The sequence below is a fragment of the Ruegeria sp. J8 genome, assembly GCF_056531925.1.
In genome coordinates, this window is sequence record NZ_JBQFMR010000010.1 from 47,124 (window position 1) to 73,426 (window position 26,303).

25 protein-coding genes are annotated in these 26,303 nt (G+C 58.3%); 15 read left to right on the plus strand and 10 right to left on the minus strand.

Annotated elements, in window-relative coordinates; translation table 11 throughout:
- The first annotated feature begins 11 nt into the window (after positions 1–11).
- Positions 12–950: a DUF808 domain-containing protein gene (locus ACR0L1_RS18645; protein WP_480860281.1), complete on the plus strand. Its 939-nt coding sequence runs from the start codon at positions 12–14 to the stop codon at positions 948–950.
- Between the two features lie 43 nt (positions 951–993).
- Here ACR0L1_RS18645 and ACR0L1_RS18650 read toward each other — a convergent pair whose 3' ends face one another.
- On the minus strand, positions 994–1,344 hold the full coding sequence (locus ACR0L1_RS18650) for a hypothetical protein (RefSeq protein WP_480860283.1): 351 nt from the start codon (positions 1,342–1,344) through the stop codon (positions 994–996).
- 166 nt (positions 1,345–1,510) lie between these two features.
- Positions 1,511–3,532 (minus strand): transketolase, encoded by a 2,022-nt coding sequence (gene tkt / locus ACR0L1_RS18655; RefSeq protein WP_480504379.1) that lies wholly within the window; start codon positions 3,530–3,532, stop codon positions 1,511–1,513.
- Between the two features lie 234 nt (positions 3,533–3,766).
- On the opposite strand from tkt, the gene ACR0L1_RS18660 reads away from it, so the two are divergent.
- Genes ACR0L1_RS18660 through ACR0L1_RS18670 form a run of 3 tightly spaced genes read left to right on the plus strand, consistent with a single transcriptional unit; the run spans position 3,767 to position 5,303 of the window.
- On the plus strand, positions 3,767–4,564 hold the full coding sequence (locus tag ACR0L1_RS18660) for a hypothetical protein (protein WP_480504378.1): 798 nt from the start codon (positions 3,767–3,769) through the stop codon (positions 4,562–4,564).
- Positions 4,564–4,956, plus strand: coding sequence for a cell division protein ZapA (locus ACR0L1_RS18665; protein ID WP_170786647.1), 393 nt, complete (start codon positions 4,564–4,566; stop codon positions 4,954–4,956). The genes ACR0L1_RS18660 and ACR0L1_RS18665 overlap by 1 nt, the downstream gene beginning before the upstream one ends.
- On the plus strand, positions 4,953–5,303 hold the full coding sequence (locus ACR0L1_RS18670; RefSeq protein ID WP_170769655.1) for an MliC family protein: 351 nt from the start codon (positions 4,953–4,955) through the stop codon (positions 5,301–5,303). Before ACR0L1_RS18665 ends, ACR0L1_RS18670 begins: the two co-directional genes overlap by 4 nt.
- Here the strand turns inward: ACR0L1_RS18670 and grxD are convergent, their stop codons facing one another.
- The 6 genes from grxD to ACR0L1_RS18700 form a co-directional block, all read right to left on the minus strand.
- Positions 5,304–5,666, minus strand: a complete 363-nt coding sequence (gene grxD, locus ACR0L1_RS18675) for a Grx4 family monothiol glutaredoxin (RefSeq protein WP_170791053.1) — start codon at positions 5,664–5,666, stop codon at positions 5,304–5,306. It lies immediately after the preceding gene.
- Positions 5,653–5,886: a hypothetical protein gene (locus ACR0L1_RS18680; RefSeq protein ID WP_480860286.1), complete on the minus strand. Its 234-nt coding sequence runs from the start codon at positions 5,884–5,886 to the stop codon at positions 5,653–5,655. The genes grxD and ACR0L1_RS18680 overlap by 14 nt, the downstream gene beginning before the upstream one ends.
- A 213-nt stretch (positions 5,887–6,099) precedes the next feature.
- Positions 6,100–6,336: a BolA/IbaG family iron-sulfur metabolism protein gene (locus ACR0L1_RS18685; protein WP_170354080.1), complete on the minus strand. Its 237-nt coding sequence runs from the start codon at positions 6,334–6,336 to the stop codon at positions 6,100–6,102.
- Positions 6,337–6,461: 125 nt separating this feature from the next.
- Entirely contained in the window at positions 6,462–8,621 is a 2,160-nt protein-coding gene (purL, locus tag ACR0L1_RS18690) for a phosphoribosylformylglycinamidine synthase subunit PurL (protein ID WP_480860288.1), read from the minus strand.
- Between the two features lie 154 nt (positions 8,622–8,775).
- Positions 8,776–11,019 (minus strand): mechanosensitive ion channel family protein, encoded by a 2,244-nt coding sequence (locus ACR0L1_RS18695; RefSeq protein WP_170769658.1) that lies wholly within the window; start codon positions 11,017–11,019, stop codon positions 8,776–8,778.
- A 268-nt stretch (positions 11,020–11,287) separates the two neighbouring features.
- The gene (locus tag ACR0L1_RS18700; RefSeq protein ID WP_170786651.1) at positions 11,288–12,193 is read right to left on the minus strand and encodes a LysR family transcriptional regulator; all 906 of its coding nucleotides are present in this window, start codon (positions 12,191–12,193) and stop codon (positions 11,288–11,290) included.
- Between the two features lie 170 nt (positions 12,194–12,363).
- On the opposite strand from ACR0L1_RS18700, the gene ACR0L1_RS18705 reads away from it, so the two are divergent.
- The 10 genes from ACR0L1_RS18705 to ACR0L1_RS18750 all read left to right on the plus strand — a co-directional run bounded on the left by ACR0L1_RS18705 (position 12,364) and on the right by ACR0L1_RS18750 (position 23,776).
- Complete coding sequence (locus ACR0L1_RS18705; RefSeq protein ID WP_480860289.1) at positions 12,364–15,783, plus strand: indolepyruvate ferredoxin oxidoreductase family protein; 3,420 nt, start codon at positions 12,364–12,366, stop codon at positions 15,781–15,783.
- 81 nt (positions 15,784–15,864) lie between these two features.
- A complete protein-coding gene (locus ACR0L1_RS18710; RefSeq protein WP_170786655.1) occupies positions 15,865–16,743 on the plus strand; it encodes a lysophospholipid acyltransferase family protein in 879 nt (292 codons plus the stop codon).
- Between the two features lie 8 nt (positions 16,744–16,751).
- Entirely contained in the window at positions 16,752–17,561 is an 810-nt protein-coding gene (gene murI / locus ACR0L1_RS18715) for a glutamate racemase (protein ID WP_480860291.1), read from the plus strand.
- A 93-nt stretch (positions 17,562–17,654) separates the two neighbouring features.
- Positions 17,655–18,683, plus strand: coding sequence for an N-acetyl-gamma-glutamyl-phosphate reductase (gene argC, locus ACR0L1_RS18720; RefSeq protein ID WP_480504373.1), 1,029 nt, complete (start codon positions 17,655–17,657; stop codon positions 18,681–18,683).
- Positions 18,684–18,690: 7 nt separating this feature from the next.
- On the plus strand, positions 18,691–19,137 hold the full coding sequence (gene ccmE / locus ACR0L1_RS18725; protein WP_480860293.1) for a cytochrome c maturation protein CcmE: 447 nt from the start codon (positions 18,691–18,693) through the stop codon (positions 19,135–19,137).
- A 119-nt stretch (positions 19,138–19,256) separates the two neighbouring features.
- Positions 19,257–19,868 (plus strand): holin-associated N-acetylmuramidase, encoded by a 612-nt coding sequence (locus tag ACR0L1_RS18730; protein ID WP_480860294.1) that lies wholly within the window; start codon positions 19,257–19,259, stop codon positions 19,866–19,868.
- A complete protein-coding gene (locus ACR0L1_RS18735) occupies positions 19,859–20,437 on the plus strand; it encodes a holin family protein (protein ID WP_480860296.1) in 579 nt (192 codons plus the stop codon). The genes ACR0L1_RS18730 and ACR0L1_RS18735 overlap by 10 nt, the downstream gene beginning before the upstream one ends.
- Before the next feature lie 75 nt (positions 20,438–20,512).
- Positions 20,513–22,477 carry a heme lyase CcmF/NrfE family subunit gene (locus ACR0L1_RS18740; protein WP_170791037.1) on the plus strand — a complete coding sequence of 655 codons (1,965 nt, stop codon included), beginning with the start codon at positions 20,513–20,515 and terminating at the stop codon, positions 22,475–22,477.
- Complete coding sequence (locus tag ACR0L1_RS18745) at positions 22,474–22,926, plus strand: cytochrome c-type biogenesis protein (protein ID WP_480860297.1); 453 nt, start codon at positions 22,474–22,476, stop codon at positions 22,924–22,926. Before ACR0L1_RS18740 ends, ACR0L1_RS18745 begins: the two co-directional genes overlap by 4 nt.
- 73 nt (positions 22,927–22,999) lie before the next feature.
- On the plus strand, positions 23,000–23,776 hold the full coding sequence (locus ACR0L1_RS18750; protein ID WP_480504370.1) for an enoyl-CoA hydratase-related protein: 777 nt from the start codon (positions 23,000–23,002) through the stop codon (positions 23,774–23,776).
- A 3-nt stretch (positions 23,777–23,779) separates the two neighbouring features.
- On the opposite strand, the gene bmt is transcribed toward ACR0L1_RS18750, so the two are convergent.
- Both bmt and ACR0L1_RS18760 read right to left on the minus strand, forming a co-directional pair.
- The gene (gene bmt, locus ACR0L1_RS18755) at positions 23,780–24,793 is read right to left on the minus strand and encodes a betaine--homocysteine S-methyltransferase (RefSeq protein WP_480860299.1); all 1,014 of its coding nucleotides are present in this window, start codon (positions 24,791–24,793) and stop codon (positions 23,780–23,782) included.
- 117 nt (positions 24,794–24,910) lie between these two features.
- Positions 24,911–25,228, minus strand: a complete 318-nt coding sequence (locus ACR0L1_RS18760) for a DUF1476 domain-containing protein (protein ID WP_170769671.1) — start codon at positions 25,226–25,228, stop codon at positions 24,911–24,913.
- Between the two features lie 185 nt (positions 25,229–25,413).
- On the opposite strand from ACR0L1_RS18760, the gene purC reads away from it, so the two are divergent.
- A complete protein-coding gene (purC, locus tag ACR0L1_RS18765; protein ID WP_480860301.1) occupies positions 25,414–26,169 on the plus strand; it encodes a phosphoribosylaminoimidazolesuccinocarboxamide synthase in 756 nt (251 codons plus the stop codon).
- The last annotated feature ends 134 nt before the right edge of the window (positions 26,170–26,303 follow it).

The window sequence follows — 26,303 nt, forward strand, 5'->3', positions numbered from 1 at the left end:
AGGAACACGGCATGAGCGGTCTTTTGGCATTGCTGGACGATGTTGCCGGAATTGCAAAAGTTGCGGCATCGTCGGTTGATGATGTTGTTGCAGCGGCTGGCAAGGCCGGGGCCAAAACGGCGGGCGTGATCATTGACGATGCTGCCGTGACGCCGAAATACGTGCAAGGTTTCGCCCCGGCGCGCGAGTTGCCGATCATCTGGCGCATCGCGCGCGGGTCGGTTTTCAATAAGATCGTGCTGCTGCTACCCGTTGCGCTGTTGCTGGCTAATTTCGCGCCCTGGCTGATCACGCCTTTGCTGATGCTGGGCGGGTCTTATTTATGTTTCGAAGGGGCTGAGAAGATTTTCCATGTTCTCTTTCCCCATGGCAGCCATGCCATCGACGAGGATATGAAAATCCGAGATCCAGGCCATCTGGAAGAGCAGAAAGTCAAAGGTGCAATAAAGACCGATTTCATCTTGTCGGCCGAGATCATGACCATCGCGCTGGCCGCCATTGAGGCGCCGAACATCTGGATGCAGGCGGCGACGTTAGCTGTTGTCGGGATCGGTGTAACGGTTGCGGTCTATGGCTCGGTTGCGTTGATCGTGAAAATGGACGATGTGGGCCTGTTTCTGGCGCAGAACGCGCCAACGCCGATCGGGCGCGGAACCGGGCGAGGCTTGGTCAAAGCCATGCCGATTGTGATGAAGCTGCTTTCAATCGTTGGGACCGCCGCAATGCTGTGGGTCGGCGGGTCGATCATCGTCCACGGGCTCGAGGTTTTGGGCTTTGGCTGGCTGGGCCACCACATTCACGACTGGGCCTATGCGGTAGGCCACATGGTTTCAGCGCAATATGAAGGCGCGGCTGAGTGGATCGCCAAGGCAACTATGGACGGTGTGTTCGGATTAGCCTGGGGATTGGCGTTAATCCCGGTGGCGACAAAGCTGCTCAAATCGCACTGATCTGGCCAATCCGCGCCGCCATAATGAGCGGCGCGGCATCGTGTCAGAAACCGTTGGTATTGCCTTCGACCACAACTCCCGACCCGTCGATCTTGCCGTCTTTGAACAAGGTTACGGCGACCCCGTCAATTTTCAATTCCCAGCAATTCTTGGGGTCTGTGCCGTATTGAAAACACATGCCACTATCCGTTGCTTCCCACTTGCCCGTGTAGCCCTCGCCCTTGATGGTGCCATCAGCGGCGTAATATTCCGTAAACGCGCCCGACAGCATACCTCCGGCATAGGTGTGGCCCGCCATGGTTTTCTGGATCTCTTCCTTGCTGGCAAATTCAGCCGCAAAGGCTGGGGCGGCGGTGGCTATGACAACGGCGCAGAGGACGGCGTGGAGTTTCATATTTGGTCTTCCCTGTGACTGGTTGGTTTTGCCGCAGGTAATGCGTTTCAGTCGTGAGGATAGGGCAGGCGGGGTCACAATGACTCACCAACCTGTGACAGGAAACAGGTATGAAAAAAGGCGACCACTGTGGTCGCCTTTTTTTTGATTTGATATGCGTTGCGGGTTAGCCCAGCAGGTCCTTGACCTTTGCAACGGTGGCCTCGGCAGTGATGCCGAAATGCTTATACAGCTCACCCGCGGGGGCCGACGCACCAAAACCCGACATGCCGATGAACCCAGCCTTGGCTTCACGGCCACGCTCGCCCAGCAGCCAGCGATCCCAGCCACCGGCGCGGACGGCGGCCTCGATGCCGACGCGGACGGCACCGGCGGGCAGCACGCGCTTGCGATAGGCTTCGTCCTGCTCGGCGAACAGCTCCATACAGGGCATGGAGACGACGCGGGTGCCGATGCCTTCGGCCTCAAGCATCGCTTTGGCTTCCATCGCCAGTGACACTTCCGAGCCGGTGGCAATCAGGATGGCCTGACGTTTGCCTTCGGCCTCGGCCAGAACATAAGCGCCTTGTGCGGTCAGGTTCTTGGTTTTGTGATCCTTGCGCACGGTCGGCACGCCCTGACGGGTCAGCGACAGGACCGAGGGGCTTTCCTTGAAGGTCAGCGCCAGTTCCCATGCCTCAGCCGTTTCAACCGTGTCGGCGGGGCGGAACACATAGGTGTTGGGCGTCGCGCGGCTGATGGCCAGATGTTCGACCGGCTGGTGGGTCGGGCCGTCTTCGCCCAGACCGATAGAATCGTGAGTCATCACGAAGACCGACGGGATTTTCATCAACGCGGCCAGGCGCATCGACGGACGCGCATAGTCGGTGAAGGCCATGAACGTGCCGCCATACGGGCGGATGCCACCATGCAGCGCCATGCCGTTCATCGCAGCGGCCATCCCGTGTTCGCGGATACCGTAGTGGATGTAACGGCCCTTGCGGTTTTCCGGCAGGAACACGCCCATATCCGCAGATTTGGTGTTGTTCGACCCTGTCAGGTCAGCCGAACCGCCAACGGTTTCGGTCATGATCGGGTTAACGACGTTCAGAACTTTTTCCGACGAGGCGCGGGTGGCCAGTTTCGGTTGGTCTTCCGAGGCTTGTTTCTTGAACGCGCGGATCGCGCCGGCCAGTTTCTTGGGCGCTTCAAACGCATAGGCGCGGTTGAACTCGGCCTGCTTACGCTCGGACAGCTCGGCAAAGCGGGCCTCCCATGCGGTGCGCTCGGCGGCACCACGGGCACCGATGGCTTCCCAAGCCGATTTCACGTCGGCAGGGATTTCAAACGCGCCATGCGGCCAGCCATAGCCTTCTTTGGCGGCTTTTAGTTGATCCTGATCGGTCAGCGCGCCATGGCCTTTTGATGTATCCTGAGCCGCGTGACCCAGAGCAATGTGGCTTTCGCACGCGATCATGGTCGGTTTGTTCGACTTTTTCGCTTGCACGATGGCTGTGTCGATGGCTTGCGGGTCATGGCCGTCGATCTCGATCACATGCCAGCCCGAAGCCGCGAAACGGCGCACCTGATCGGTCCGGTCTGCGATGTCCACGGTGCCGTCGATGGTGATGTTGTTGTTGTCCCAGAAGACAATCAACTTGCTCAGCTCATGACGTCCGGCGAGGGTGATCGCCTCTTGGCTGACGCCTTCCATCAGGCAGCCGTCGCCCGCGATCACATATGTATAGTGATCAACGACCTTCTTGCCGTAGTGCGCGCGCTGGATTTCCTCGGCCATGGCAAAGCCCACAGCGTTCGAGATACCCTGACCCAGCGGGCCGGTGGTGGTCTCAATTCCATCGACCAGAAAGTTTTCCGGATGGCCTGCGGTTTTTGCGCCCAACTGGCGGAAGTTCTTGATCTCGTCCAGCGTGACGTCAGCGTGGCCGGTCAGATACAGCAGCGAATAGATCAGCATCGAACCATGGCCGGCCGACAGGATGAACCGGTCGCGGTCGGGCCAGTTCGGGGCCGAGGCGTCAAATTTCAGGTGCTTTTCGAACAGCACGGTCGCAACATCGGCCATGCCCATCGGCATGCCAGAATGGCCGGAATTGGCGGCGGCGACGGCGTCCAGGGTCAGGGTGCGGATGGCCGCAGCTTTGTCCCAATGTTCGGGGTTTGCATTGCGCAGCGCAGTCAGGTCCACGGGCGTTATTCCTTTGGATTACGGGCAGATTGCGCGCTGAATACCACTCAGCCCTCAAAGTGCAAGCAGAACCGGGGGTTACGCGGTCGCAGTGGTTCAAGAATGCGGTCCAAGTGATTGAAAGCAAACATTGGGTATTTTCCGCGCCATTCGGTTAGACTAGGCCAAGACGAAGACAATGTTGATTCGCACAAATCACATTTCAAGGAACCTTGGTAAACAGGTGGCACAGGTATGAGCCAGATCGAAGAACTACAACGTCGCATTGTCGCCGCGATGGAACGGATTGGAGCCGGCGTCGATGCCTTGGGCACCAAACCAGCAGATCCCTCCGGACAAGACGATGTACTGAAAGCTGCATTGGATGACGAAAAAGTTGCCAACGCGCAGCTTGAAGAGCGCTTGAAATCGCTGAAACAGCGCCACGAGCAAGAGGTCGACGCGATGCGCGCCGACATGGAAAATTTGCGTGCAGCCCCGGTCGAAGACCCTGAGGTGCCTCAATTGCGTCAGCAATTAGCAGAGGCGACCGCGAAACTGGCTTCTGTCGAAGCGGCGCGGGCCGAGTTGGCCGAAGCCAAGGCGGCTTTGGAAAATCAGGATGAACTGGACGCGCTGAAATCCGAAAACGAAGAGTTGAAGGCCGCGATCAACGGGGCTCTGGCTCTGGAAGAAGAAAACGCGCGTCTGCGGTCCGAATTGGCTGATAGCGAGCGGGTTGCTGAACTTTCGGCCGAGTTGGAGATGCTGCGCGCCGAACGCAGTAGTCACGGGGCCGCGATGTCGCGTCTGGATGATGACCTGCAACGGATGCGCAAGGCAAATGAACAGCTGCGCGAGACGGTAGATGAGCTGCGGTCTGCCTCGCAAAACGGAATGCCGGATGCCGAATTGTTGAACCGCGCCACGGTGGCCGAGCTTGAGGCGACCCGCGCCGCACAAGCCACAGACGCGGCAGAAGCCCACGCAGTTCTGGCCCGGCTAGAGCCGTTGTTGTCGCGCGCGAAACTGGCGGAAGGTGAGGTGGAGTAATGCCCGAGGTGACCATTCAAATCGGCGGTCGTGGCTTTGAAGTCTCGTGCCAGCAGGGGGAAGAAGTGTTCTTGCAGGCCGCTGCCAAGATGTTGGACGACGAGGCTCAAGTGCTGTCGGATCAGATTGGCCGGATGCCGGAATCGCGGATGTTGCTGATGGCTGGGCTGATGCTGGCCGATAAGGCCGCCGCTACGGATGATCGTATCAAGATGCTGGAAGGCAAGCTGGCTGAGGTCGAGGCCGAGGTGCAGACCCTGCGCAACGCCCCGCAGCCTGAACCAGAGCGTGTCGAAGTGGCGGTCGTGCCGCCCTCGGTCACGGATACGCTGGCGGAACTGGCCGCACGGGCCGAGGCATTGGCGTCGGTGGTGGAAGAGAAAGCGGGATGAAATTTTTCCCTGCTACTGCGCTAGCTTCCATGCTGGGCATGTGGGGCAGCGTCGCATCGGCCCAGATAGACGTCCTGCCTGTGACCTTCACATGCGAGAACGGCACGCCGCTGGAGGTGATCTTTTTCAACGCTACAGACGGTGCAAGTGCTGCGGCGATGTTGGTGGATAACCGGTTGATTGCATTGGAGCAGACCATCAGCGGGTCGGGTATCCAATATCGCTCCAGCGGTCCGGGTGGCAGCTATGTCCTGCGCTCGAAAGGCTGGGACGCAACTGTCAGCTATCTGGCGGCAGGGGATGCCGCCAGCGAGCAGGTTGTTCTAAGCGATTGTAGTAGCCGCTAATCAGGCGTTAGCTTCGCGGATCTTGTCGGCGGCATCTTTGTTGTAGCCGACGCCATTGTCGTCAAACAGCGTGTCCAGTTCGCCGGACAGGGTCATCTCGGTGATGATGTCGCAACCGCCGACGAATTCACCTTTGACGTAAAGCTGCGGCACGGTCGGCCAGTCGGAATAATCCTTGATGCCCTGACGGACCTCTTCATCAGCTAGAACGTTCACGTCGGCATAGTCTACGCCCATATAGTTCAGCACACCAGCCACGCGGGACGAGAATCCGCATTGCGGCATTTCCTTGGTGCCTTTCATATACAGCACCACATCGTTGGCTTTGACGGTTTCGTCAATCTGGGTCTTAACGTCGCTCATCTTGCGTTTCCTTCTCCCCCGCGTCCGGGGCGTTGGTTTCATCCTGAGACAGACCGGGGGTCCATCCTTCGTTCTGTAGCCGCCGCTGCTCCGTCTGAGCCAAAATGTACGGGTCGAGACCGCGGCGTTTGATACCGCCAGCTTCGCCGATCTTGTCCGGGGCCGGGCGTATTTCGGCCAGTTTGTGTTTTCTTTTCCGTTTCACATAGGCTTCGATCAATGCGGCGGCAACTATTGATGCAAAAACTATTGCAAAAACGATGGAAGCCACTGGCATCAAGATTGAGAACTATCTGAACGATGCTGTTCGTTCGCGCTATTACGGAGTCTTCTACGATAGTGAAGTATCAAACCGGGCAAACCGATCAGTACAATTGGAGCTAGCAAAACTGCTAAAACGCTATATGCCGCAATTGAGCCGTAGATCGCTAAGTTACTCCGGTACTTTCGTTGTCAGCGCCAGCGCGTGCAGCTCTCCATCTGGGCCGTCCATCTTGCCTTTCAAGGCCGCATAGACCGCGCGCTGTTGTTGAACCCGGTTTTTGCCGCGAAAGCTCTCGTCCACGACCATCGCGGACATATGCACGCCATCACTGCCGCCGACTTGAATTTCCGCATCGGGAAAGGCTTCGCGCAGCAGGTGTTCGATTTCGTGGGCGCTCATCGGCATGTAGGTTACTCCTGAAGGTCTTTCCCAAGATGTAGAGCGCCTAAGCGGGGCGCGCAAGTGGTCCTGAGACGACAAAACCCGCGCCGATCAAAGCGCGGGTTTCGGTATCGTTTGAGAAGGCTATGTCAGGCGACAGCTTCCGCAAAGCTGCTGCGGAATGTGGCGGTCAGCTCACCCAGCGCAGCCTCAGAGCCTCCGATCTTGACCGCATCGCCGGTGAAGCGGCCGACCGAGACCAGCGGAACGCCGGCCTGACCGGCAGCGATCATTAGCGCCTCAGCCTGATCAAAGTTGCAAGCCACCAAATACCGGGCTTGATCCTCGCCAAACAAGAATTCGGTTGGAGCTTCGTCTAAGTGGACACCGACGCCCGCGGCCTCGGCCAGTTCGAACGCAGCTAGCGCCAGACCGCCATCGCCCAGATCGGTACAGGCTTTGATCATCTCGCGGTTGGCGCGGATGAAGTCACCGTTGCGTTTTTCTGCGTCCAGATTGACATGCGGCGCGTCGCCGTCTTCGCGGTTGAACACCTCAGCCAGTAGGGCGGATTGGCCCAGATGGCCTTTGGTTTCGCCGATGACCAGTGCAACATGGCCTTCGCGAACCTCATTGCCGATGATCTCATCAGTGTGGTTTAGAAGGCCAACCGCGCCGATGGTGGGGGTCGGCAGGATCGCATGACCGTCGGTCTCGTTATAGAGCGAGACGTTGCCCGATACGATCGGCATATCCAGAGCGGCGACAGCCTCGCCAATACCTTTGATCGCGCCGACAAACTGTCCCATGATCTCGGGCTTTTCGGGGTTGCCGAAATTCAGGTTATCGGTGGTTGCCAGCGGGGTTGCCCCCACGGCGGTCAGGTTGCGATAGGCTTCGGCCACCGCCTGCTTGCCGCCCTCAATCGGGTTGGCGCGCACGTAACGCGGGGTCACGTCGCTGGTGAATGCCAGAGCCTTTTCGGTGCCATGCACGCGGACCATACCCGCGCCCAGACCCGGCGTGCGGGCGGTGTCGGCCATGACCATCGTGTCATATTGCTCGTACACCCACTGCTTGCCTGCGTAATTGGGCGAAGAGAGCAGGGCACGCAGACCATCGATTGGATCAATCTGAGGGACCTCGGCCAATTCCTCGGCTGCGGGTGTTTCGACCCAAGGGCGGTCGTACTCGGGCGCGGTCGAAGACAGTTTCGACAGAACCAGATCAGCTTTGACCTCGCCATTATGAACGATCAGGAAGCGGTCTTCAGCGATTGTTTCGCCAACAATGGCAAAGTCCAGATCCCATTTCTCGAACACGGCGCGGGCCTCAGCCTCAAGCTCGGGCTTGAGGACCATCAGCATCCGTTCCTGAGATTCCGACAGCATCATCTCATAGGCGGTCATGTTTTCTTCGCGCTGGGGGACGTTCTCGAGATCTAGACGTACGCCAAGGCCACCCTTGTCGCCCATTTCAACTGCGGAACAGGTCAGGCCAGCTGCACCCATATCCTGGATCGAGATCACGGCGCCGGTCTGCATCAGTTCCAGCGTTGCCTCCATCAGGCGCTTTTCAGTGAAGGGGTCGCCAACCTGAACGGTGGGGCGCTTTTCTTCGATGGTGTCATCGAACTCGGCCGAGGCCATGGTCGCACCGCCAACGCCATCACGGCCGGTTTTGGCGCCAAGATAGACGACAGGCATGCCGACGCCCGAGGCGGCCGAGTAGAATATCTTGTCGCTATCCGCCAGACCAGCAGCAAAGGCGTTCACAAGGCAGTTGCCGTTATAGGCCGGGTGGAACCGCACCTCGCCACCCACGCAGGGCACACCGAAGCAGTTGCCGTACCCGCCGATGCCTTCGACCACACCATTCACAAGCTGGCGGGTTTTGTGGTGGCCGGGTTCGCCAAAGGACAGCGCATTCATCGACGCAATGGGACGCGCCCCCATGGTAAAGACGTCGCGCAGGATGCCGCCCACGCCGGTCGCAGCGCCTTGGTAGGGTTCGATATACGAGGGATGGTTGTGGCTTTCCATTTTGAACACCACGGCCTGACCGTCGCCAATATCGACCACGCCCGCATTCTCACCCGGGCCACAGATCACTTGTGGGCCAGAGGTGGGCAGGGTGCGCAGCCATTTCTTGGAGGACTTGTAGGAACAATGCTCGTTCCACATGGCCGAGAAAATACCCAGCTCGGTAAAGGTCGGCTCGCGCCCGATGATTTCGAGGATCATGTCATATTCGTCGGGCTTAAGCCCGTGTGCGGCAATCAGATCCGGGGTGATGGCGGGCTCTTGCATCTTATGTCCTGTGTCCAAAGGGGCCGAGATTGCGCGCCTTTTAGGGCAAGGGCGCGCCCGTGGGAAGGGTCAAGTCACCGCAGGGTGGTCTGGATGAAGAAAAACGGGCCCCGCAAAGGTGCAGGGCCCGCGTATTGGTTCAAAAAGCGTGGGTTCAGGCCGGGGCTTCGCCCTTGTTGACTGCATCGGCGGCGGCGGCACCGACGGCTGCTTTTTGCTCTTCCGAGAGGTTCTCGTTCTCTTCCAATCCCGGAATGGCAACCCGAACTTCCCGGCGCGCAAAATCGATGCCGTTGGCATTGAATTCCGCCTTCACGCGATTGAAAATCTCTTTGCGGAGCGTGAACTGTTTGCCCGGTTTGGCCATGAACTTGCCCCGGATAATCATGCCGACATCGTCGAAGTCGAATACTCCTTGAGATTTGAACGGTTGCAGGAAGCCATCCTTGTGGGTCTCGTCCTGCATCATCTCGGCCCCGATCTTCTTGAAGATTTTCTTGACCTTGTTGGGATCAGTATCAAACGGCACGGTAAATTTCAGCTTCATGATGACCCAGTCGCGGCTGAAATTGGTCAGCTTTTGTATCTCACCATAAGGGATCGTGTGAACGGGTCCGCGGTGGTGGCGCAACTGCATGGAGCGGATCGAGATCTTTTCGACAGTACCCATGGTGCCGCCCACATCGACATATTCACCCACGCGGAAGGCATCGTCGATCAGGAAGAAGATGCCGCCGACGATGTCAGCCACCAGTTTCTGTGCGCCGAAGCCGATGGCCAGACCCAGAACACCGGCACCAGCCAGTAAGGGCGTGATGTTGATGCCTAGCGCCCCGAGGGCAAGCAGGCCGAAGATTACCGCGATGGTGATCTGCGCTGTGATGCGCAGCAGCGGCAGGACAGTCGCAAGACGCGAACCACCCGCGCCGCCGCCTTCGCCACCGGCTTCTTCGTCCAGCGCCTCAGCTGCGGTCTGTTCCTTAGCCAAGCGACGGTTGATCCAAAGAGAGACGACCTCGTTTAAGATATAGCCAATGGCGATGATCAGCAGGAACTCGATCACGGCGCCGCCCACTTCGGCACTGACGCCGGCCGAGGCCACATCGCGCAGGTCCAGATGCCAGGCGTTCGCGATCATGAAGACAACGAAAAGGCCCGCAATAACGCGACCGATGCGAATATAGCTGCGCTTGGCCGAGCGATGCGCCCGTTCGGCTAGCGGCCCTTCACCCGACATCGGCGGTTGAAGATGCCGCACCAAGCCCCGAATCAATGTATCAAGTGCGGGCGCGATCAGCAGCCAGAACATGGTGGTGAAATGCGCCCCGTTGACCAGAACACGCATGACAGCGGGGTCACGCTGCGCCACAAGGAATTCGACCAGCAACCAGATCGCGACCGAGACCCCAATTGCGAAATAGGGGTAATAGTGCGAAACTTCTTCGTCGAATTTGGTGTGATCGGGGTCTGTACCCAACATCATCTGGGAAAGGCCCTCGCGCGCAGTCCAAGCGATCAGGCCGATATAGATGTGGATCGCGGCGTTCAGCCAGAATCCGATGCGCGTATCGTCTGATGTTATGTCATTCAAGCCATTGAAGCGCAGGATGAACAGGGTAAAGCCGATCAAGATGAGCAGGCCAATCAGATTGCGATGCAGGTATTTTGCCCAGTGATCATCAATGTTGACGAGCCGGAACTGCGGTTTTTGCGGTGCCAGAACAAAGCGCGAGACAGCGGCCCCAAGACGCGGCACCCAGATCAGGTAGAACACAAAGGGTCCGGCATAGATGATCTGCTCGGGCGTCAACACGCCGCGACCGAATGCACGGACGACCACATAAAATACGATTAGCCCCGCGATTTCCCTACAAAACCGTCGAAACAGGTATCGGGCAGCGCCCCATAGATCGGCCTCGTCCGCGACCTCTGTCGCTTCGTGCCAATGACGGGTCAGGAAAATAAACAGTTTTTCGGCGACATACCCAACCAGAAGGACGGACAAGACGAGCCCTAAAAGAGTGAAAACCCCGGTCGTGCCGAACGTATCAGCGAAATTGCCGAACGCTGTGATCTGCGCCGTTACAATCCTGGGAAGTGTTGTAAGAACATGAGTCCAGGACGAAACCATCTCGGCCCAGATTTCGTTGATTTCGGTCAGTGGGTCTTCGACATTGGCTTTTTCAGCGGCTTTTTGTTCGGCCACGGCATCCAGCCGCTCCAGAAGAATCGCGCGCACCTGATCGTCAGACATACGCGCAACAAGATCGTCGACCTGTTCAGGTGTCAGATCCTCGGGAATTGTGACCGATGACGCGCTGGTATCCTGCGCAAAAACGGGAACCGCCAGAGAAAGCGCAGCGACCATCGCCAGCGCCAGGCGAAGTGGGTGAAGCATGAATGAGCCCTCGAACACAAATTATTTAGCTTTTTCGGGATCATATGCGGTTGGAGGAATTTTTCCCAGTAGTTTTGCGGGGGCGACAAGGGTGGAAGCCAAAAAAAAGGCCGAGCACTAAGCTCGGCCATAGTCCAACAGGGAGGTATGAAGATGATGAGCGTTGCAGCATCATCGCCTTCATGTGCTCATTTAGGGATCACTTTATGAACGATCAAGATGTTTCAGACTGATCAAAGGTCATGTCCGCTATGACCTTGGTGCATAGCTAGAGTTTTCCCATCTGCTTCAACTGTTTGCGCTGCGCGATGATTTCGTCCTGCACGAAGTCGCGGAAAGCGGCGACACGCTTGGAATGGCGCAGTTCTTCGGGGTAGGCCAGATAAACGGGGACATCTGCAGTTTCGATATCGGTGAGCAGGGGTACCAGATGCGGAAAATCCTGGGTTACGTAGTCCGGCAAGACGCCGATGCCAAGGTTGTGAAGCACGCCTTGCAGCACGCCGAAATAGTTGTTCACTGACAACAGGGACCTGGGGTTATAGGTCATCAGGTGCCGTACCATGGCAGCACTTGCCCCAACTTGTGGCGCAGATGGCGTCTGGCTGATCAGCCGGTGGTTCGCGATTTCCTCCAACTCCTCAGGGGCGCCGTTTTCCTCTAGATATTCTTGCGTGGCGTAAAGTTGCATCTGAACGGTCATCAGGCGTTTGCGTACTAGATCAGCCTGGCTGGGCTCTTTCATGCGAATGGCGACGTCTGCTTCACGCATGGGCAAGTCCAGAACCCGCTCCTCTAGCATCAGGTCAATGTTAAGGTCCGGGTATTGTTCGTAAAGCTTCGGTAGGCGCGGTGCGAGCCAGAGCGTGCCAAAGCCGAACGTTGTGGTGACGCGCAGAACGCCGAACACTTCTTCTTCACTGTCACGGATACGCGCGGCGGCGGCATCCAGACGTTTAGACATGGCCGAGGTGGCGTCGAACAGCAACTCGCCCTGTTCGGTCAGGATCAGTCCGCGTGCGTGGCGGTGGAAAAGAGTCGAATCAAGCGATTCCTCCAGCGCCCGAATTTGGCGGCTGACGGCGGATTGCGACAAATTCAGCTTGTCGCCCGCATGAGTCAGGCTGCCTGCATCGGCCACCGCGTGAAATATCCTAAGCTTGTCCCAATCCATCGCCGCAACTTTCGTTATCTTTTGGAAGCCCTATATGAAATAGGTAACAAGTTCTACATTCAAACTGTGATTTTGGCAGGATTACAGAGGGTAAACCCTATACAGGTCAGAAATTGTGACCTAAAATGCGAGGGAAATACGCACACTGATCTGACGAGGGGAGACGTCTGATGAGCCAGCCACAGATATCGCTGAACGACCGGTTTGATATTGAGAAGAACCCCGTCCTTTTGAACGGCACACAGGCGCTTGTGCGGTTGATGCTGTTGCAGAAGGAACGTGACCGACAGGCAGGTTTGAATACTGCAGGTCTGGTCACAGGGTATCGGGGCTCTCCGTTGGGTGCGGTCGATCAGCAGATGATGCGGGCGCAAAAGCATCTGGCTGAAAGCGATGTCACCTTCCAATTCGGCCTGAACGAAGATCTTGCTGCCACCGCGCTCTGGGGCAGTCAGCAGGCAGGTCTGCGGGGTGATGGCAAGTTCGATGGCGTGTTCGGCCTGTGGTACGGCAAAGGCCCCGGCGTTGATCGTTCGGGCGACGTGATGCGCCATGCCAACATGGCGGGAACGGCGGAACATGGCGGTGTCCTTGTTGCGATGGGCGACGATCACACCGGCGAAAGCTCGACCGTGCTGCACCAGTCCGAGTGGGCGTTGGTGGATATGTATATGCCTATTGTCAGCCCGGCGGGTGTTCAGGAGATCCTCGATTACGGCATCTACGGATATGCGCTCAGCCGGTTTGCGGGCGTGTGGGTCGGGTTGAAGACGATGAAGGACACGATCGAAGTGACCTCGGTCGTCGATGGCAGCCCGGATCGGATCAAAGTGGTCACGCCGCAATTCGACATGCCCCAAGGCGGCCTGAACATCCGTCTTGGCGACACGCCGCACCTGCAAGAGGCGCGGATCATCGACGCCAAAAGGTTCGCGGCTGAGACGTTCTCGCACGCCAACAAGATGGACAAGCGCGTCTGGGGCAAACCCGGTGCCAAGATCGGTTTCGTCGCGGCGGGCAAGAACTGGCTGGATCTGGTCCATGCTCTGTCGCTGCTCAATATCGACGAGGCTGAGGCCGAACGGCTGGGGATCACGACCTACAAAGTGGGCCAGACCTTCCCGCTGGATATGGCGGGTTTTCATGACTGGGCCGAAGGGCTGGACCTGATCGTCATCGTCGAAGAAAAACGCAAGCTGATAGAGGTTCAGGTCAAGGAAGCCATCTTCGACGACCGTCGCGGGCGGCGCGTGTATGGGTGGTACAAAGGTGGTGCAGGGACCCTACACCGGGAAGAGCTGTTCCCGACCCGCGGTGCCCTTGATCCGATTATGATCGCGGAAAAGCTGGGCGATATCCTGATCGAAGAGGGGCGCGAAACCGACGGTGTGCGTGCAGGGCTTGCCAAACTGGCCGAGTCGCGCCGGGCCGACAATGCCGAAGAGATCGCGACGCGTTTGCCCTATTTCTGCTCGGGATGTCCGCATAACAGCTCGACCAAGGTGCCCGACGGCAGCCGTGCTTATGCAGGCATAGGGTGTCACTACATGGTTCAATGGATGGACCGAAATACCTCGGGCTTTACCCAGATGGGGGGTGAAGGCGCGAACTGGATTGGCGAGGCTCCATTCTCGACCACACCGCACGTCTTTCAGAACCTCGGTGACGGGACCTATAACCACTCGGGCGTGCAAGCCATCCGGGCGGCGCTTTCGGCGGGGACGAACATTACCTTCAAGATCCTGTTCAATGATGCCGTTGCCATGACAGGTGGACAGGGCAATGAGGGCGATTTGACCGCCGAACGCATCGTGGCCGAGGTCAAGGCGATGGGCGTACAGCACGTGGCTTTGGTCTATGACGAAAAGGAAGATGTGAATTTCAAGGCGCTGCCATCGGGGGTAGATACGTTCGAACGCGCCGAACTAATGCAGGTTCAGGAAAATTTCCGCGAGATCGAGGGCGTCTCGGTCATTGTCTACGTGCAGACCTGCGCTGCTGAAAAACGCCGCCGTCGCAAACGCGGAACGTTCCCGGACCCGGATAAACGTGTCTTCATCAACACTGACATCTGTGAAGGCTGCGGCGATTGTGGGGTTCAATCCAACTGCGTCTCGATCGTTCCGAAAGAGACCGAGCTGGGCCGGAAGCGCGCGATTGATCAATCCAGTTGCAACAAGGATTTTTCCTGTGTGAACGGGTTCTGCCCGTCTTTCATCACGTTGGAAGGTGCGAAGATCCGTAAGGAGGCCACCACCGAAATCGATTTGCCGGATTTGCCAATGCCCGATCTGCCAGAGATCAATGGCACGCACAACGTGGTGATTACCGGAATTGGCGGGACCGGCGTGGTGACGCTGGGCGCGGTATTGGCGCAGGCGGCGCAGATCGACGGCAAAGGTGCGGGCATGATGGAAATGGCTGGCCTGGCGCAAAAAGGCGGCGCGGTGCATATCCACTGTCGTCTGGCCAATCGCCCCGAAGATATCAGCGCCATCCGCGTGGCCACCGGCGAGGCTCATGCGCTGATTGGTGGCGATCTTGTCGTGTCCGCAGGGGCAAAGACCCTGGGCCTGACCCGTGCAGGCCAGACCGGTGCCGTGGTCAACAACCATGAAACGGTGACAGGTGATTTTACGCGTGACACCGCCTTCCGTATTCCTGGCGAACGTTTGGAACTGGCACTGGAAGCGCGGCTGAAAGAGGATGTCTCCCTGTTCGACGCGACCGCATTGGCGCGCGCCGTGATGGGGGATTCGATCTATTCCAACATGATGGTCTTTGGGGCCGCGTGGCAGCGTGGATTACTCCCGGTCAGCCATTCGGCCATAGAACAGGCTATCGAATTGAATGGCACTGCGGTGGAACGCAATAAGCGCGCCTTTGATATCGGCCGCTGGGCGGTTCTGCACCCGCAGCAGGTCGCCGATATCCTGAAACCGAACGTCGCTGAACTGCCCAAAACGCTGGATCAGATCATTGATTTCCGTGCTAACCACCTGACCGATTACCAAAGCGCGCGTCTGGCCAAAAAGTATCGCAAAATGGTCGATGCCTTCGAGGATACCGATATCCGCGAGGCCGTGGCGCGGGGCTATCACAAACTTCTGTCCTACAAGGATGAATACGAGGTCGCGCGTCTACTGCTGACCAGTCGCGAAAAAGCCACAGCCGAGTTTGATGGCGATTTTCAAATAACCCTGCATCTGGCCCCGCCCATTCTTGGCAGCAAGGGGCCGAATGGTCGCCCGAAAAAACGAACCTATGGCGAATGGATGCTGGGTCCGCTCAAGCTCTTGTCCAAGTTGAAAGTCTTGCGAGCGACGCCTCTGGACATTTTTAGCTACAGCTCCGAACGTCGGATGGAGCGCGCCCTGATCAAACAATATGAGCGTGATCTCAAAGAGATCACTCCGCTGATCAACGCTCAGACACGGGACGCGGTGATCGCACTGGCGTGTCTGCCGCTGGACATTCGTGGCTTTGGTCCGGTCTTGAAGGAAAGCGAAGCCAAGGCCGCCAAGCGGCGCGAAGAACTGTTGTCTGTCATTCGCAGCGGTGGGCCCGATTTGCGCGCGGCGGCGGAATAGATCGTCACATCCCTGTCACGATCTCTAGGCAAACCTGTGGGCTGCACCTAAGTTGCAGGCCACAGAACCTCGGAGACCGCAATGCCTTCGCCCCGCCATGTCGCTCGTGACATTTCCTATGCTTATTCCGCCGAAACCAAAGGCGGTCGCATGGTCATCAAGTTGATGGAAAACACGACGGGTCGGATGCGCCTGATCAAACGCGCGGACGGCTATGAGCAAGAGGTCGCGCAGGGCCGCGATTTTTGGACGGTCATGGTGGACCGTTATGGCCTTTCTCTGGATGTGGTGGGTGGATCGCTCGCGAATATCCCCAATACCGGCCCACTGATCCTGATTGCCAACCACCCCTATGGCATTCTTGATGGGATGATGATGGGACATATTCTGTCGCAAACGCGCGGCGATTTTCGCATTCTGGCCAACAGCGTGTTCCGCAAGGCCGAGGACTTGAACCGGGTCGTTTTGCCTGTGTCGTTTGACGATACCAAAGAAGCGATGAAGCTGAACTTGCAAACTCGCAAAACGGCCCTGAACTATCTGGGTGACGGTGGCGCGATTGGGATTTTCCCCGGTGGTACGGTCAGCACCGGGGTTAAGCCGTTCTCATACCCGATGGATCCGGGCTGGCGCGGCTTTACCGCACGTATGGTCGCTAAATCGAACGCAACAGTGGTGCCGGTCTTCTTTGACGGCCACACCTCGCGTCTGTTTCAGATCGCCAGTCATCTGCACAGCACTTTGCGCATGGGTTTGCTGATCAAAGAGTTCAAAAAACGTGTCGACACTCCTGTCAAAGTGGCGATCGGGGAGCCGATCAGCCGCGACGTTCTAGACCCTCTGGCCAGTGACACACGCAAGATGATGGATTTCCTGCGCAAAGCCACGTATGAGCTGTCCCCGAAGCCGTTGAAGTCTTATGACTACGGCTATGAGTTTGAGGAACGGCATCGCGCCTGAAGGGGCAAATGGCAGTAGGTATTTTTGATTCTGGTTTGGGCGGGTTGACCGTTCTGGACGCCGCGCAGAAACGTCTGCCGGAGGTGGATTTCCTGTATTACGCAGACAGTGCGCACGCGCCTTATGGCGTGCGGGATGCGGAAAACATTTATGACCTGACCCGCGGGGCGGTGAACGCGTTGTGGGACCGCGGCTGTGATCTGGTGATCCTGGCCTGCAACACCGCCAGCGCTGCTGCGCTGCGCCGGATGCAAGAAGAAGGCATGCCCGAGGGCAAGCGCGTGCTGGGTGTCTTTGTACCGCTGATCGAGGCTTTGACCGAGCGGCAATGGGGCGACAACAGCCCTCCGCGTGAGGTTGCCGTAAAACATGTGGCGCTGTTTGCGACGCCCGCGACTGTCTCCAGCCGTGCATTTCAGCGCGAACTGGCCTTTCGCGCCATTGGCGTGGATGTTGAGGCCCAGGCCTGTGGCGGCGTGGTCGATGCCATCGAGGACGGCGACATGATTCTGGCCGAAGCCCTGGTACGCAGCCATGTCGATGCGCTCAAACGCAAGATGCCTGATCCGCAGGCCGCGATTTTGGGCTGCACCCATTACCCGCTTATGGCCGAGACCTTCCAGGCGGCTCTTGGTCCGAATGTGCAGGTGTTTAGCCAAGGTGATCTGGTGGCCGAAAGCCTAGCGGATTACCTAGCCCGGCATCCAAACATGCTGGGCAAGGGCGAGGCTGGGTTTCTGACCACCGGCAAGCCCGCCTTCGTCAGTGACCGGGCAACGCAGTTCCTGCGACGACAAATCTCCTTCGAGGCTGTCTGACTTAGGTCAAGGACGCCAAGCGGACGAATCCGTAAACCAAGGCCGGCGCATCGGCGGTCGTGATATGTGACATATGAATAGAAGAGGTCTGACATGACCCATAAAATCGCAATTCTGGGCGCTTCCGGCTACACCGGTGCCGAACTCGTGCGCCTGATCGCCGAGCATCCGAATATGGAGATCACTGCGCTGGCCGCCGAGCGTAAGGCGGGCCAGTCCATGGCGCAGGTCTTTCCGCATCTGCGCCATATGGATCTGCCGGACCTGTGCAAGATAGCCGAGATTGACTTTTCGCAGATCGACCTGTGTTTCTGCGCCTTGCCGCACAAAACCAGCCAAGAGGTCATCCGCGATCTGCCCAAAGATCTTAAAATCATTGACCTTTCCGCTGATTTCCGCCTGCGCGACCCGGATGAGTATGAGAAATGGTACGGCAACCCGCATGCCGCTTTGGCGCAGCAGGACGAATCCGTCTATGGCCTGACCGAGTTCTACCGCGATGATATCCGAAATGCACGTCTGGTAGCCGGTACCGGCTGCAACGCGGCCACAGGGCAATATGTGCTGCGCCCGCTGATCTCGGCCGGGGTGATTGATCTGGATGACATCATTCTGGACCTCAAATGCGCGGTGTCCGGCGCGGGGCGGTCGCTCAAGGAAAATCTGCTGCATGCCGAACTCAGCGAAGGGTACAACGCCTATGCCGTGGGTGGCACGCACCGGCATCTGGGTGAGTTCGATCAGGAGTTCTCGGCCCTAGCAGGACGTCCGGTCCATGTGCAGTTCACGCCGCATCTGGTACCGGCCAACCGGGGCATCCTGGCGACCACTTACGTGAAAGGCGATCCAGAAAGCGTGTATGAAACGCTGGCCAAAACCTACGAACACGAACCTTTCATCCAGATGCTGCCCTTCGGTGAGACCCCGTCGACCCATCATGTGCGGGGCTCGAATTTTTGCCATATCGGCGTGGTGGGCGACCGGATCGAACGTCGCGCCATTGTGATCGGCGCGCTGGATAACCTGACAAAAGGTAGCAGTGGCCAAGCCTTGCAGAATGCGAACCTGATGTTAGGTGAAACTGAAACCCTTGGCCTGATGATGGCCCCTCTGTTCCCGTGAGGATATCATGAAGTCACTCAAGAAACGTCGTCGCGTACAAATCATTCTGCTGGCTGTGGTGGCCTTGGTGTCATCGACGGCGTTGATTGGGTGGGCTTTGCAGGATGGAATCAACTTTTTCCGGTCCCCCAGCGAAGTAATCGCCGAGCCACCCAATCCGACGGAGGTTTTTCGCATCGGCGGGTTGGTCGAAGAAGGCTCAATCGTGCGGGGGCAGGGTGAGACTGTGACCTTTGTCGTCACAGATGGCGGTGAAAGTGTACCGGTGGCCTTTACCGGTGTCCTGCCTGATTTGTTTACCGAAAATCAGGGTATGGTTGGCACAGGCAGCTACGTGAATGGCGTGTTTGAAGCCACTGAAATCCTTGCGAAACACGATGAGACATACATGCCAAAAGAGGTGGTGGATGCGCTCAAGGAACAAGGCGTCTACAAAGAAGGCAGCGATAGCTGAACTCCGCTCAGATTTGAGTAAACGGGCGTTGCGAGGATGAACCTTGCAGCGCCCTTTGTCATTGTTCTGAATTAACCGTTCTCTGCCAGCGTTCTCGGCAATCAGATGCGGAGGATGCCATGCAAACGGTTCGGGATATCGCAAAGCAGATCGTGGCGCGCGAAGGTGGGTTCGTGGACGACCCGGACGACCCCGGCGGCGCGACCAAATACGGCGTCACAATCCATACGATGCAGCGTTTGGGGCTGGATTTGAACGCGGACGGTCAGATGACGACAGAGGATGTCAGGCTGCTCAGCCTATCGCGAGCCGTCGAGATTTTCGTCACGCATTATTTCGACCGTCCCCGTCTGGCCTTGCTGCCCGAGGGTCTTCAGGCGTCAGTTTTCGACATGTATGTGAATACCGGCGCGCAGGCCGTGAAACTCCTGCAACACTTGCTGCGCGATATGGGGTTTGCGGTGACGGTTGATGGGGTCATCGGGCCGCAAACCGCGCAGGCCAGCCTCAAGGCGGCCGAAAGGAGCCCAACGGCCTTGGCCGATGCATACGGGATTGCGCGCCGGAACTATTACTTTCGACTGGCCGACCGTCGCCCTGCGTCCCGAAAATACGCGCGAACGCGGGCCGGGGGGAAGGGCGGGTGGATACGCCGGGCGGAAGAGTTCATTTCGGCCCGCTATCACCTGAACGAACGCGAATTTCAGCAAAGGGTTGCGCAATGGGATTGATCTCGGATGTCTTGACGTTTCTGTTCGGAGGAGGGCGCAACGTGGTGCGTGAAACCGCTGAGGTATTCCGCGAAAATGCCGAAAACCGCGCTGTCCGGGATGCGACGGTTCAAAGCCAAACGCTTGCGCAGTTTGGGGCCGAGTTTCAGATGCCGCAGAAAGGCGCCTATGACCGGTTCATCGACGGGTTGAACCGCCTGCCGCGCCCCGCGCTGGCGCTGGGAACGATGGGGTTGTTTGTGGCTGCCATGATCGACCCGCTGTGGTTTGCCGCCCGAATGCAGGGAATCGCCTTGGTGCCCGAACCGCTTTGGTGGCTTTTGGGGGTCATCGTGTCGTTTTATTTCGGTGCGCGACATCAGGCCAAGGCACAGGATTTGCAGCGGGAAATCTCAGCCACAGTCCTGCGCGCACCCCAGGTTGCCGGAAACATCGAGACCCTGAATGCGCTACGTCACACCAGCGTGGGTCGGTCGGATCCTGGCCCTGACGCAGAACTGTCCGAGATGATCTTGACCCCGGACCAGAACCCGGCACTTGAAGAGTGGCGTCGCGCGAAAACAGCCTGACCCGCGACACTATGTGCGTGCTGTTTAAGCGAAAGTTATTGGTGCTTGCGACGCAACAGGACTATATCCGGGGCCATGATTACAGAACTCGGTCACTACGCGCTCATCCTCGCCTTCCTCGTTGCGATTGTGCAAACAGTCGTTCCCTTGATCGGCGCGGCCAAAAGGTGGACCGGGTGGATGACATTCGGCGAGACGGCGGCCATCGCTCAGTTCGTTTTGGTCGGGTTCTCTTTCTGTGCATTGGTCTGGGCCTTCACGACTTCGGACTTCTCGCTGCGCATCGTGGTTGAGAACAGCCATTCCGCAAAGCCGATGCTTTATAAGATCAGCGGCACATGGGGAAATCACGAAGGGTCTATGTTGCTGTGGGTCTTCATCGTGGCGATTTTCGGCGGTATGGCAGCGATATTCGGCGCGGGGTTGCCGCCAACGCTGAAAGCACGCGTCTTGGCGGTGCAGGCGGCAATTGGTGTCGCGTTCTATGCCTTTATCCTGTTTACATCGAACCCGTTTGATCGCCTGATCGTCGCTCCGTTTGATGGGCGGGACTTGAATCCTCTGCTGCAAGACCCCGGATTGGCCTTTCATCCGCCCTTCCTGTATCTGGGCTATGTGGGTCTGAGCATGGCCTTCAGCTTTGCCGTCGCCGCCCTGATCGAGGGCCGCGTAGACGCGGCTTGGGGGCGGTGGGTACGCCCCTGGACATTGGCCGCATGGGTGTTTCTGACCATCGGTATCGCGCTGGGATCGTGGTGGGCTTACTACGAGCTCGGCTGGGGTGGATTCTGGTTCTGGGATCCGGTTGAGAATGCCTCGTTCATGCCATGGCTTTTGGCGGCGGCGCTGCTGCACTCGGCCATTGTGGTCGAGAAACGCGAGGCGCTGAAAAGCTGGACCATCCTGCTAGCGATCATCGCATTTGGGTTCTCGCTGATCGGCACGTTCATCGTGCGCTCGGGGTTGCTGACCTCGGTCCATGCCTTCGCAAACGACCCGGAACGCGGCGTGTTCATCCTGTTCATTCTTGTGATCTTCATTGGCGGCGCGCTGACGTTGTTTGCCGCACGCGCGCAGGCGATGGAGGCCAAGGGTGTCTTTGGAATGGTCAGCCGAGAAAGCGCGCTGGTGCTGAACAATATCTTGCTGGCCGTTAGCTGTTTCGTGGTCTTTTTCGGAACCATGTGGCCCATGGTGGCCGAGATGGCGTTTGATCGGAAACTGTCCGTTGGGCCTCCGTTCTTCAATGCCGCCTTCACGCCCTTCATGATTGCTTTGGGCCTTGTGCTGCCCATTGGGGCGATCCTGCCGTGGAAGCGGGGTAAGATCGGCAAAGCGGCATATTCGCTACGCTATGCGTTTGTGCTGGCTGTTGCATTGGCCATTCTGGTTTGGGCGATGCAGACCGGCCGCAGCGCCATGGGCCCGGTTGGGCTGTTTCTTGGCGCATGGATCACCTTCGGGGCCGCGGTGGACCTGTGGAGCCGCACTGGCCGCAAAGGCAGTATCCAACGCCTGTTCCGACTGCCCGGTGCGGACTGGGGCAAGGCAGTCGCTCACACGGGGCTTGGCGTCACCATTTTCGCTATTGCGGGTTTGACCGCTTGGGAAGTCGAGGATATCCGCGTCGCACAACCTGGCCAACCTTTCGAGGTTGGGCAATTTACGCTGACACTGGAAGATGTCAGACGGGTTGAAGGTCCCAACTATTTCTCAACAACTGCTGATGTTCGGGTCGAAAAGAATGGTCGTCCGATGGGCAGCCTGCATCCCGAAAAGCGCGACTATCCAGTTGCGCGCATGCCCACAACAGAGGCCGCGATCGACTATCGCTTTTTAGGCGATCTTTATGTTGTGATCGGCGATCAGCAGGCCGATGGCGGCTGGGTCATGCGGACCTATATCAAACCGCTGGCCAACTGGATTTGGGGCGGGTGTATCCTGATGGCGCTGGGTGGTTTCCTCAGCCTGTCGGACCGGCGGTTCCGGGTCGCAGCGGGCGCGCGCAAGGCCCCAAGTGGCGGAGTACCTGCGGAATGAAGCGCTTTTTCCTGATCTTCGCCCTAATCGCCTCACCCCTGTTTGCGGTGCAGCCTGATGAAGTGCTGGACCATCCGGTTCTTGAACAACGCGCCCGCGATCTGAGCACCGGGCTGCGGTGCCTTGTTTGCCGCAACGAAAGTATCGACGAAAGCAACGCTGATCTGGCCCGTGACCTGCGCCTATTGTTGCGCGAGCGTCTGGTTGCAGGGGACACGGATGACGAGGCGATCCGGTTCATTGTAGATCGTTACGGCGAGTATGTCTTGCTGAAGCCAACAGTTACGGGGTCGAACCTGATGTTGTGGCTGGCCGGTCCGATCATGCTATTGATCGCCGCTGCGATGGGGTGGAATTTCCTGAGAAAACGTTCGGACGTTCAGGCCGCGGGCTCGGATACGCTCAGCGAGGCGGAAAAGAAGCGATTGGAACAAATTCTCAAGGACTAACCCTTGGTCGGCCTTTCCCTTGTGATGTAATTGCGTCAGGGTTTGCCCAAGACTGTTGTTTGGGGGGATCCTGATGAATTACGAAACCGTGTTGCTCGACATCTCGGACAATCTGGCGGTGCTGACATTGAACCGGCCCGACAAGATGAACGCGATGACAGCGCAGATGCGGGCCGAGGTCGCCTATGCGATGAAACAGGCGGCCGCGAATGCGCGTGCGGTGGTTCTGACCGGCGCTGGTGCAGCGTTTTGTTCCGGGCAGGATCTGGGGGATGCGTCCAGCACCGGCAAGATCGACCTTGAGCGGACCTTGCGCGACGAATACGAACCGATGCTGGAAACGATCTACAACTGCCCCGTGCCGACCATCGCCGCGGTGAACGGTCCAGCGGCGGGGGCTGGGTGCAATATGGCGCTATGTGCCGATGTAGTGATTGCCACGGAAAGCGCCTATTTCCTGCAAGCCTTCGCGCGGATCGGGCTGTTGCCGGATGCGGGCGGCACTTGGTTCACGCCGCGCCAGATGGGGTTTGCCAAGGCGATGGGCGCCGCACTTTTCGCTGACAAGATCAGCGCCCGGCAAGCAGATGAGTGGGGCATGATTTGGGAGGCCGTCCCAGACGCGGAATTCGACGCACATTGGCGCAAACGGGCGACTTATCTGGCAAATGGTCCGACCGCAGGGTTCAGCGCGATCAAGAAAGCGATCCGTGGTACTTACGAAAAAACGCTGGACGAACAACTGACGTTCGAGGCCCATTTGCAGGGCGAATGCGGACGTTCGCGTGATTTTGCCGAAGGTGTCGTGGCCTTCATGGAAAAACGCCCCCCGAAATTCGAGGGGCGCTGATCGTCAGGCGCGGCGGCGGCGGCGTGTCCGTCGCTCGGGCACGGCATCCTCACCCGTGCCGTCCGAGGCCGATGAGAACGGCCCCAGCGCATCCGTGATCTGATCCAGAGTAGGGCGCACACCACGCGGCGCGCCGTCCAGCGCTTCGCGCATCTTGCGCAGGTGATCGGGCATCGTGCCGCAGCAGCCACCGATGATTGTTGCGCCGGCATCGCGGGCCATGGCCGCATACAGGCCCATCAACTCTGGCGTGCCGTCATAGTGGATATGGCCGTTCACATATTTGGGGATACCCGCATTGCCTTTCGAGATCACAGGACGTTCGGTGCCCTGTGCCGCAAAGCCCAGAACTGTACGCAAAATGTCCGATGCTCCGGTGCCGCAATTAGCGCCAAAGGCCACGGGCGGGTTCGGTAGCGTTTCAACCAGTTGCGCCAGGTCGGCCGAAGTCACACCCATCATGGTGCGCCCTGCGGTGTCGAAGCTCATAGTCCCGCACCAGGGCATGTCGGCCAGCGCAAAGGCTTCGGCGGCAGCGCGGAATTCCTCAGGTGCGCTGATGGTTTCAAGCCACAGCACATCGGCACCGCCTGCTTTCAACGCTTCGGCCTGCTCGTGGAACATCTCGACGGCACCTTCATGAGAAAGGCTGCCCACGGGCTCCATAATCTCTCCGGTCGGCCCGACCGAGCCCGCGACGATCACGGTGCGGCCGGCCTTGTCGGCCACCTCACGGCCCAGCTCGGCCCCGATGCGGTTCAACCCAGCCACGCGGTTCTGCGCGTCGTGGAGTTTCAAACGAGCGGATGTACCGCCAAAGGTGTTGGTCAGGAACAGATCGCTGCCCGCATCGACCGAGCCCTGATACAAAGCCTTGATCTTGTCAGGCGCGTCTACATTCCACAGCTCAGGCGCGTCACCGGATTGCAAGCCCATGTTGAACAGGTTTGTTCCGGTGGCCCCATCGGCCAGAATCGCATCTTTGGTTTCCAGAAGTTTCGTCAGTGCGTTTGTCATTGGGCTTTCCAAAAAAGTCGGCGAAGCCGATAAAACTAAGAAGCCCCGTGTCTCATGACCGGGACTTCAAAGCAAATTCATAAATCTCATGAAGATCATGAGGCGGGGCGAATGCCCTCAGTCGGTTTCGCTGAGAACCTGTGCCTTGGCTTGGGGCAGCAGCTCGGCCATCTTGGCGCGAATTTCGTCATCCGACGACAGCGAGCCCAGATCGCCAGAGACCTTGCGCACGACATCTTCGTGTCCTGCCTCCTCGAAATCGGCGATCACAACAGTTTTGGCGTATTCCTCAGCGTCGGCACCGGACTTGCCCAGCTTTTCCGCGGCCCACAGGCCCAGCAGCTTGTTGCAACGCGCCTGCGCCTTGAACTGCATTTCCTCATCATGGGCGAATTTGGCTTCAAATGCGTTTTCGCGTTCGTCAAACGTGGTCATGGGTTGGGGACCTCTTCGGTTATATCTTCTTGATTGATGATATGACGATAGCCGCGCCCGGACGCAAGGGATTTGCGCTGCGTCAAAGCCTCTCGGTTTACTGCGCTTGCGGGAAAAGGGGGGTTGGACTATGAGAGCGCCAAGAAGCGGGAATATTCCCGCTCGTCAGTCTGGAAGGGTCGCTTATGGCGCGTCGCAAGAAAATCTACGAAGGCAAGGCAAAAATTCTGTATGAAGGCCCCGAGCCGGGTACGATCGTTCAGTACTTCAAGGATGATGCCACTGCCTTCAACGCGGAAAAAAAAGACGTGATCGACGGCAAGGGCGTTCTGAACAACCGCCTGAGCGAGTTTTTCATGACCGGTCTGAATCAGATTGGCGTTCCGACGCACTTCATCCGCCGCCTGAACATGCGTGAACAACTGGTGCGTAGCTGCGAGATTGTGCCGTTGGAAGTGATCGTGCGCAACTATGCCGCCGGGTCGATGTCCAAACGTCTGGGCATTGCCGAAGGCACGCAATTGCCGCGTCCGATCGTAGAGTATTGCTACAAGGATGACGCTCTGGGTGATCCACTGGTGACCGAGGAACATATCGCCGCCTTTGGCTGGGCCAGCCAGCAGGACATGGATGATATTCTCAGCCTTGCGCTGCGGGTGAATGATTTCCTCAGCGGCATGATGCTGGCGGTGGGTATTCGTCTGGTCGATTTCAAGATCGAAATCGGGCGCGTGTACGAAGGCGATTTCCAGCGCCTGATTGTCGCCGATGAGATCAGCCCCGACAGTTGCCGTCTGTGGGACATCGAAAGCGGTCAGAAGCTGGACAAGGACGTATTCCGTCGCGATCTGGGCAGCCTGACGGATGCCTATTCAGAGGTCGCGCGCCGTCTGGGCGTTCTGCCCAAAAGCAATGTGACCAAGCCTACGCTGATCAACTGATCTGCCTCGCTTGCGTGGAATACTGGAAACGCCGTGCCCTTGCGCGGCGTTTTTGCTTTTGCGCCGGTTCCTGCGGCAAACTGCGTGCGGACAAGGGTTGTCGAATGGCAAAAGGCGCGCTATCCCCCGCGCAA

Coding starts and splice junctions, on each gene's coding strand:
- ACR0L1_RS18730 (WP_480860294.1), top strand. CDS start 19,257: ATGCAAACGGTTCGGGATATCGCAAAGCAGATCGTGGCGCGCGAAGGT.
- ccmE (WP_480860293.1), top strand. CDS start 18,691: ATGAAGTCACTCAAGAAACGTCGTCGCGTACAAATCATTCTGCTGGCT.
- murI (WP_480860291.1), top strand. CDS start 16,752: ATGGCAGTAGGTATTTTTGATTCTGGTTTGGGCGGGTTGACCGTTCTG.
- ACR0L1_RS18670 (WP_170769655.1), top strand. CDS start 4,953: ATGAAATTTTTCCCTGCTACTGCGCTAGCTTCCATGCTGGGCATGTGG.
- ACR0L1_RS18740 (WP_170791037.1), top strand. CDS start 20,513: ATGATTACAGAACTCGGTCACTACGCGCTCATCCTCGCCTTCCTCGTT.
- ACR0L1_RS18735 (WP_480860296.1), top strand. CDS start 19,859: ATGGGATTGATCTCGGATGTCTTGACGTTTCTGTTCGGAGGAGGGCGC.
- ACR0L1_RS18710 (WP_170786655.1), top strand. CDS start 15,865: ATGCCTTCGCCCCGCCATGTCGCTCGTGACATTTCCTATGCTTATTCC.
- ACR0L1_RS18760 (WP_170769671.1), bottom strand. CDS start 25,228: ATGACCACGTTTGACGAACGCGAAAACGCATTTGAAGCCAAATTCGCC.
- purL (WP_480860288.1), bottom strand. CDS start 8,621: ATGCAAGAGCCCGCCATCACCCCGGATCTGATTGCCGCACACGGGCTT.
- bmt (WP_480860299.1), bottom strand. CDS start 24,793: ATGACAAACGCACTGACGAAACTTCTGGAAACCAAAGATGCGATTCTG.
- argC (WP_480504373.1), top strand. CDS start 17,655: ATGACCCATAAAATCGCAATTCTGGGCGCTTCCGGCTACACCGGTGCC.
- ACR0L1_RS18650 (WP_480860283.1), bottom strand. CDS start 1,344: ATGAAACTCCACGCCGTCCTCTGCGCCGTTGTCATAGCCACCGCCGCC.
- ACR0L1_RS18750 (WP_480504370.1), top strand. CDS start 23,000: ATGAATTACGAAACCGTGTTGCTCGACATCTCGGACAATCTGGCGGTG.
- ACR0L1_RS18685 (WP_170354080.1), bottom strand. CDS start 6,336: ATGCCGATGAGCGCCCACGAAATCGAACACCTGCTGCGCGAAGCCTTT.
- ACR0L1_RS18645 (WP_480860281.1), top strand. CDS start 12: ATGAGCGGTCTTTTGGCATTGCTGGACGATGTTGCCGGAATTGCAAAA.
- purC (WP_480860301.1), top strand. CDS start 25,414: ATGGCGCGTCGCAAGAAAATCTACGAAGGCAAGGCAAAAATTCTGTAT.
- grxD (WP_170791053.1), bottom strand. CDS start 5,666: ATGAGCGACGTTAAGACCCAGATTGACGAAACCGTCAAAGCCAACGAT.
- ACR0L1_RS18745 (WP_480860297.1), top strand. CDS start 22,474: ATGAAGCGCTTTTTCCTGATCTTCGCCCTAATCGCCTCACCCCTGTTT.
- ACR0L1_RS18660 (WP_480504378.1), top strand. CDS start 3,767: ATGAGCCAGATCGAAGAACTACAACGTCGCATTGTCGCCGCGATGGAA.
- ACR0L1_RS18695 (WP_170769658.1), bottom strand. CDS start 11,019: ATGCTTCACCCACTTCGCCTGGCGCTGGCGATGGTCGCTGCGCTTTCT.
- ACR0L1_RS18705 (WP_480860289.1), top strand. CDS start 12,364: ATGAGCCAGCCACAGATATCGCTGAACGACCGGTTTGATATTGAGAAG.
- ACR0L1_RS18665 (WP_170786647.1), top strand. CDS start 4,564: ATGCCCGAGGTGACCATTCAAATCGGCGGTCGTGGCTTTGAAGTCTCG.
- ACR0L1_RS18700 (WP_170786651.1), bottom strand. CDS start 12,193: ATGGATTGGGACAAGCTTAGGATATTTCACGCGGTGGCCGATGCAGGC.